Origin of the sequence: Microcystis sp. LE19-84.1B, from assembly GCF_027531875.1 — a bacterium.
Lineage (GTDB): Bacteria > Cyanobacteriota > Cyanobacteriia > Cyanobacteriales > Microcystaceae > Microcystis > Microcystis panniformis.
In genome coordinates this window covers 1-1,003 of the sequence record NZ_JAPZSR010000293.1, presented here as the reverse complement: position 1 = coordinate 1,003, position 1,003 = coordinate 1, and the positions used below count along the sequence as shown (strand labels likewise).

General features: G+C 41.1%; 2 protein-coding genes and 1 pseudogene. 1 reads left to right on the top strand and 2 read right to left on the bottom strand.

Features of this window, described 5'->3' with window-relative positions; genetic code table 11:
- Positions 1-134 (bottom strand): annotated as a pseudogene (locus tag O9324_RS16785) (carbonic anhydrase); the annotation flags it as partial.
- A gap of 153 nt (positions 135-287) precedes the next feature.
- On the opposite strand from O9324_RS16785, the gene psbN reads away from it, so the two are divergent.
- Entirely contained in the window at positions 288-419 is a 132-nt protein-coding gene (gene psbN / locus O9324_RS16780) for a photosystem II protein N (protein ID WP_288140782.1), read from the top strand.
- A gap of 19 nt (positions 420-438) precedes the next feature.
- On the opposite strand, the gene O9324_RS16775 is transcribed toward psbN, so the two are convergent.
- Positions 439-1,003, bottom strand: a 565-nt coding sequence (locus O9324_RS16775; RefSeq protein ID WP_288140781.1) for a carbonic anhydrase, incomplete at its 5' end; no start/stop codon positions are given.

The following is a 1,003-nucleotide window of genomic DNA, read 5'->3' as shown; positions in this document are numbered from 1 at the left end:
TCGATACGGGAATCGGAACAGGTGATAAACAGGATTCTCGGTTTTTGTCCGTGGGAGAGTTGCTCAAATAATTGCCGATGTTCATCAAAATAACCACTCTGGAACTTTTCTAGTCCCTGTAGGAGTTTCTTCATAATAATTTTTCTGGTTTAGTTCGATCCTTTCAGCATTATCGGGCATGAGATAACAGCAATGCAACTGGCCAGATTAGCGATCGCTATTGGCGGCGAGATCGGTTATATTTTGTTAAGATAAGATACAAACTGTATCTAAGCAAATTTTATTTTATGGAAACTGCAACAATTTTGGGTATTTTGATCGCTGCCGCTTTGGTGGGGATTAGCGCTTTAGATATTGATACCGCTTTTGGACCGCCAGCAGTAGAATTAAGCGATCCTTTTGAAGATCACGAAGATTAATTCTTTAATAACCATGTGGCTATCTGCTAAAGATAAAGTTGCTCAATAGGATCGATCGCTGGGGAGGGACAAAATCGTGTAGGATGGGATCGTAGGCGAAAACTTCACCGGTTTCAATCCGAAAAATCCAACCGTGTAGGGACAATTTATCTTGATGTAATCGGGAACGAATAATTGGATAGGTTTGCAAATTACTTAACTGATTGAGAACATTTTCTGCTACTGTCACCTCGATCAATTCTTCTCCTTCTAGTTCCTTGTAATTATCCTTAACTAAACGTCGAGTAGCTTCTGCTTGTTTTAACCAATTGTAAACTAAAGGCATTTCATCGGCCAGACTTTGCAATTTTAACAAAGCTTTCATCGCTCCACAATGGGAGTGACCGCAGATAATCACTTGCTCGATGCCGAGAGCGTTGATAGCATATTCTATAGATGCAGCCTCACCACCATTGGTTGCTCCGTAGGGAGGAATTATATTTCCCGCATTACGAATTACGAATAATTCCCCCACCTCCGCTTGGGTAATTAGGTTAGGATCGATACGGGAATCGGAACAGGTGATAAACAGGATTCTCGGTTTT